Here is a 5,625-nt window from a genome sequence, read left to right on the forward strand (position 1 = left end):
GCCCTCGCCCACCCGCACCGCCAGCAGCATACCCGTGCCCACGGCAACCCGCACACCCTCGCCCACCCGCACCGCCACTAGCATACCCGTGCCCACGGCGACCCGCACACCCTCGCCCACCCGCACGCCGACCGCAACCCGTACACCAACAACTCTGCCAGAAGCAACCGCCACCCCTCGTAATTATCCGCCAGGAACCCTCCTGATCAGCGAAATCCTTGCGGCACCACGCGACCTGTTCGCCCACGAGTGGGTGGAACTCTATAATCCTGGAGCAGCAACGATTGATCTCGAGGGATGGAGCCTGGACGATGAAGTGGATGGAGGGGCACAACGCCTTGAGGGGATGATCGAATCTGGCGCGTATTTGGTGATTGAGCTTGGGCGGGCCATCCTTAATAACAGCGGTGATACCGTCCGGCTCTTTGGCCCAGATGGTACGTTGATCGACTCGTATCGCTTTGGGGCAACAACGCCTGATGCCAGCTTTGCGCGCAATGTTCAGACAAACACCTGGAGTACCAGCGAGGCACCGTCACCAGGCAGTGGGATGATCAATGGGCCAACGCAAGCGAGCACAGCTACCGTTGTCAGCCCGAGCAGCAGTACCCGCGTGCCTGATCAGAGCTCAGAGCCATCAGCCAGGCCAGAGGCAACAACCTCGCCGCGAGCAACATCCATGCCCACGGCAACCTGGCCCAACGAGCCAGGGCCGGCCCCAACCTATGCCGCTCGGCCCGGTGAGTTGTATCAAGGACAGATTGAGCGAGGAGAGACACCTCCAACCGAGACCGTGCGCGCCAACCCAGAGCCAACAACACGACCGACCGAGCTTACGAGCGCACCTGAATCTGTCCGAGCGAAGCAACCATTGCCCTGGATGCTCATTGCAGGACTCATTCTCATCATTGTTGCAGGTGTGCTTGTCATAAATGATCGGGTAACACTAAAGAAGTCATGAGCTCGAACGGATCCATCGTCCAAACTCAGTAGTTGGTGAAATAAGTTTTCTGGTGTCGTTCGCCGACCATGAATGGGGCCACGAAGAAACGAATACCGCACCGCAACGCCCATATTCGTTTCTTCGTGATCAGTATTCGTGGACGGCGGCGCTACCGGGAAACTTCGTTGACAGACTACTCAGTAGCCTATCAACGAAGTTTCCTTGCCTTCCCGAGAGCGAGGGCGTCCCGCCCTCGAACACACCCCGAGCGCGGGACGCCCTCGCTCCCAGGAATGTCAACTCAGCTACCGAAGGGAGGGCCGGCCTCAGCTGGCCCTCCCTTCGGTAGCTGAGCTTGCAGGAGGCTCATTCGACAGCAAGGCAAGGCTGTGCTAAAATTCACCAATCTATCGCCTCAAAACGCCAACGGAGGTCTCCGATGCGGATCGAGCGTAATCTGGGCATGGATCTTGTACGCGCCACTGAAGCGGCTGCCTTACGCAGCGGTCGCTGGATGGGTCGTGGCGATAAGATTCATGCCGACCAGGCAGCAGTTGATGCTATGCGGTACGCCCTTGATAGCGTGCCAATGGACGGGATCGTTGTCATCGGTGAAGGCGAGAAGGACGAAGCGCCGATGCTTTATGTCGGTGAGCGAGTTGGGGCAGGTGACGGCCCCGAGATGGATGTGGCCGTTGACCCCGTTGAAGGGACAACGCTGCTCGCCGAAGGTATGCCCGGGGCAATTGCGGTCATTGCCATGGCTGAACGCGGTGCCCTCTACAATTGGCAGGGCATTGCCTACATGGATAAACTCGCCGTCGGTGAACGCGCCAAAGGTGTGATTGATATTAATGCACCAGTGGCGTACAATGTCCGTGCTGTTGCGCGAACCCTCGGCAAACAGATCGAAGATGTGACGGTGGTGGTGCTTGATCGTCCACGCCATAAGAATCTGATTAAAGAAATCCGGGAGACCGGGGCACGAATCAAGCTGATCCTCCACGGTGATGTGAGCGCAGGCATTATGACGGCCATCGAGAATCCACCTGCCGATATTTTGATGGGCATTGGTGGTGCGCCTGAAGCAGTTATTACCGCAGCGGCACTCAAGTGTCTTGGTGGCGAGATGCAGTGCAAGATTTGGCCCCGGAATGATGAAGAACGGGCGCAGATCGAGGCGTTGCAACTTGATGTAAATAAGATCTTTACGACAAGAGATCTGGTCAGAGGCGAAAATGTCTATATTGCCGCCACTGGCATTACCGCTGGCGAGTTTCTCCGTGGTACTGAGTATTTCGGCGGTGGTGCCCGTACGCATAGCGTGGTGATGCGCTCACGCTCAGGAACGGTGCGCTATATTGATGCAACGCATCGCTGGGATAAGCTGATGCGGATCAGCAATATGCCCTATGGATGATCGTTTCTATGCAGTCGTTGTCCTTGCGTGATACGCTCGTACGCTCGCCCGCAATGGTCGCCGCCCTCGCCCTCGCCCTCGGTGGGGTCGTGGGCGGTGCTTCTGCGTTTGGCCCGCTCTATGCATTTGCCGGGTTGCTGGGTTTGCTGGCCGCTGCCCTGATGCTCGTTTCAACCCAGGTCGGGTTACTGACGGTCTTTGCGATTGTTACCCTCATCCCGTTTGCGACTCTGCCGTTCCGGGCGATTATTACGCCTAATTTCTTGACCCTCGCCTTGCTTGCGCTTACTGGGGTTTGGGTGCTGCGGATGCTCGCTCGCTCCGATCAGTATGATCTTCGCCTCAGCAGCCTCGCGCTTCCGCTCTTTGGCTTTCTCAGCCTGACCCTCTTTTCGTTGATCCTTGGCGCTCGGGGCTTGCCCGATACAACGACGCTTCATAATTATGTCAAGTTTACTCTTGGGGTGCTGCTCTATGTGAGTGTGGTGAATACGGTACGCACACGCACGCAGGCGCGGCAGACGCTGCGTGGGTTGATTCTGGTTGGCGGTGCAGCGGCCCTCGTGGCGCTGATCCTCTGGGTACTCAATGATGCCTGGGCGCTCCGTATTCTTGTGAGTCTCGGTCGGCTCGGCTATCCAACAAGCGGGCGCGTGCTGCGCTATGTCGAAGATGATGTCAATGGCCTCGAACGGGCCATCGGTTTCTCGGTCGATCCGAATAGTTTTGGCGGGATGCTCGCCCTCGTGGTCGCCATCGCCGCCGCGCAACTGGTCGCCGTGCGCCCGCTCTTGCCGCGCTGGAGCCTCGCCGTGCTGGTGACGCTGATGGCCGTGGCGCTCTTGCTGACATTTTCACGGGCTGCCCTCTTTGGGCTGATCTTTGCCGCTGCGTACTTGGCAACCATCCGCTACCGTCAACTTTGGGGGGTGATGGTGGGCGCCGGGGTAGTCGGTACGCTACTGCTGCTCGGCCTCGGGTTTGGCGAGGAGTTTGTCACCCGTATGGTCAGCGGGGTGCAATTTGAAGACCAGGCTCAGCAGATGCGTCTTGCCGAGTTCCGCAATGCGCTCGCGATTATTCAGCGCTATCCCGCCTTTGGCATTGGCTTCGGTCAGGCCCCTGATCTCGATCTGACCGCCGGAGTGAGCAGCATCTACCTGGCGCTTGGGCAGCGCATTGGCCTGATTGGGCTCGCGGCGTTTCTTGGTACCGTCGGGGCCTGGTTTGTCACGACCATCAAGGCGCTGAAGGTGATTGATGAAGAGCGGGTCAGCTGGGTGCTCGGCTGTCAGGCGGGGATCGTTGCCGCCCTCGCCGTTGGTCTGGCTGATCACTATTTTTTCAACATCGAATTTAGCCATATGGTCGCGCTCTTCTGGGGGACGATGGGGCTGGCGATGGCCGTCGTTGATCTGCCAGCCGATGGAGAAGATGCGAAACCGTGAGTTGGACAAAGCATGCCCGATGTAGGGGTCTGCGCATCTAGCACCCGCATTGCCCATCCCATCGCTGCTGCGCCCTCGCGAGAGCATGGTCGTTCCTCCCCCTTTTGCGCGCACTGCTGCGGGCAAGCTTGTTTCCCTCCACGGAGGTGGGGTCGAAAGAAGAAACCCGTACGCAAGTGAGCGTCATATGTGCTGAACCTAGCCAAGGGCCAGTTCCAGAACATGGTCAAGAGTGGGGATGACAGCAAGAGGGGAGTTGATCTGTGTCGCGATTTCCCATCTTTTGGGCCAGATGCTACAATAACCCTCGCGGATGAAGGTAAGCCAGAAGAAAGCGCAGGAGATCAGTGATGCCACCGAAGCAGTACGCTCCCTTTCGTTTGCTCATGCAAAAAATCGCGGCCTCGCCACCAGGTGCCTGGTATTATGCCCGTACCCTTCATCTCGTTGATGGCATCGCCTTGCGGTTATCGGGCGGTCGTCTGACGGTAACCAGCTTGTTTACCGGCCTTCCCGTCGTTAGCGTGACCACGACGGGGGCCAAGAGCGGATTGCCACGCACGATTCCGCTGCTCTGCATCCGCGACGAGCACGATCCGGCCAATTTTGCAATCATCGCGACAAACTGGGGCCAAAAGCAGTATCCGGCATGGTATTTCAACCTCAAAGCCAACCCTCGGGCCACATGTTCGCTCGCCGGCAAGACGGGTACGTACCTGGCACATGAAGCGGTTGATGAGGAGTATGCACGCTTCTGGCAATATGCATCAAACACGTATTTTGGCTATCCCCTGTACAAGCAGCGCATCCACGCGCGAAGCATTCCCATTATGGTTATGACCCCGGACAAGGTGTAAGCCGTCCGCACGATGTTCACCCTAGAGCCAATCTTTGCCCTGGCTGCTGTGGGCACCATCGTCGGCTGGGGCTATCTGATGATAGCCCCGCTGCCTTCCAATGGGTGTACGGTCGTAGCAACAGTCGATCTGTCCAACACGGAATCCCGTCAAAAGGTTTCACCAGATGGCGTCAAACCACCCTGACGTTCGGGAAGACGGCTGGGTGGCAGGCGGCTGCATCGTGCTGTATCCCGGTGGCGGTGCAGGGAACCTATCCAGTGTGCGCCACCGCGATCCTGGCGGTCACGGAGCGGTGTCCCGGCGCCCCTGCCGGAACAGGTGACACCCTTTGACGGGCATGTCCCCCCTGGGCCGCTGTCGGTCGCTTGCATCCACGACCCACCCTGCCCCGTCGCGCCACCCCGTCCACTGGGCCGGCACGAGCGCGCACCCCGCCGCGCCACACCCCTGCCCAGGCCACCGTACCGACGCATCCCCGCGTACCAGGCGCATATGCGCACAGATGCACCAAGATGTCCAAGGGATTGCGGTCAGCCTCGCACCCCTAGTTCGATGTCACTGATGACATCGAACCAGGGGTGTTCCTCGCATCCATCGAGGCCGGGAGTAACCAGCCGAGCCAACGCCCCCACCGACCCGGTAACATCAGCCCGCAGCGCAGGTGACCCACTCGCTGTCATCCCCTTCACCATCAGCGACATCGCCCGGCTCAGCCCGAGAGAACGCACGCCGCCAGCGTCGCTGATCACCACCCGGCACTCCAGAACTGGCAAGGTGAGGTCGATTTGTCCACCATGTATGCTGCCGGGGTACTCGGATTGACAAAAGATCTGGTCATCCTGACCGCTGATGTGCAGCAAGCAAAGACGCTGGAGACGCGAAGCTATGCTGGCCTCGTTGTCTTTGTGAGCGAAAATCCAGAAGCAAGCGAACAGCGTGCGATTCAGCATCATT

At 59.0% G+C, this 5,625-nt stretch carries 5 protein-coding genes; 4 read left to right on the forward strand and 1 reads right to left on the reverse strand.

Going from position 1 to position 5,625, the window contains the following annotated elements; all coding sequences use genetic code 11:
• The 4 genes from EKD05_RS24970 to EKD05_RS24985 all read left to right on the forward strand — a co-directional run.
• Window positions 1-961, forward strand: a 961-nt coding sequence (locus EKD05_RS24970) for a lamin tail domain-containing protein (protein WP_205704086.1), incomplete at its 5' end; no start/stop codon positions are given.
• Between the two features lie 421 nt (window positions 962-1,382).
• Window positions 1,383-2,363, forward strand: a complete 981-nt coding sequence (gene glpX, locus EKD05_RS24975) for a class II fructose-bisphosphatase (protein WP_165360972.1) — start codon at window positions 1,383-1,385, stop codon at window positions 2,361-2,363.
• 8 nt (window positions 2,364-2,371) lie between these two features.
• On the forward strand, window positions 2,372-3,811 hold the full coding sequence (locus EKD05_RS24980; protein ID WP_240695932.1) for an O-antigen ligase: 1,440 nt from the start codon (window positions 2,372-2,374) through the stop codon (window positions 3,809-3,811).
• Window positions 3,812-4,161: 350 nt separating this feature from the next.
• The gene (locus EKD05_RS24985) at window positions 4,162-4,668 is read left to right on the forward strand and encodes a nitroreductase/quinone reductase family protein (protein WP_129678295.1); all 507 of its coding nucleotides are present in this window, start codon (window positions 4,162-4,164) and stop codon (window positions 4,666-4,668) included.
• A 533-nt stretch (window positions 4,669-5,201) separates the two neighbouring features.
• On the opposite strand, the gene EKD05_RS24990 is transcribed toward EKD05_RS24985, so the two are convergent.
• The gene (locus EKD05_RS24990) at window positions 5,202-5,423 is read right to left on the reverse strand and encodes a hypothetical protein (RefSeq protein WP_129678297.1); all 222 of its coding nucleotides are present in this window, start codon (window positions 5,421-5,423) and stop codon (window positions 5,202-5,204) included.
• Window positions 5,424-5,625 lie beyond the last annotated feature (202 nt).

This window comes from Candidatus Chloroploca sp. Khr17, assembly GCF_004138165.1.
Lineage (GTDB): Bacteria > Chloroflexota > Chloroflexia > Chloroflexales > Chloroflexaceae > Chloroploca.

Excerpts from the sequence above, each read along its gene's own strand:
- EKD05_RS24985 (WP_129678295.1), top strand. The coding sequence starts at position 4,162 with ATGCCACCGAAGCAGTACGCTCCCTTTCGTTTGCTCATGCAAAAAATC.
- EKD05_RS24980 (WP_240695932.1), top strand. The coding sequence starts at position 2,372 with ATGCAGTCGTTGTCCTTGCGTGATACGCTCGTACGCTCGCCCGCAATG.
- glpX (WP_165360972.1), top strand. The coding sequence starts at position 1,383 with ATGCGGATCGAGCGTAATCTGGGCATGGATCTTGTACGCGCCACTGAA.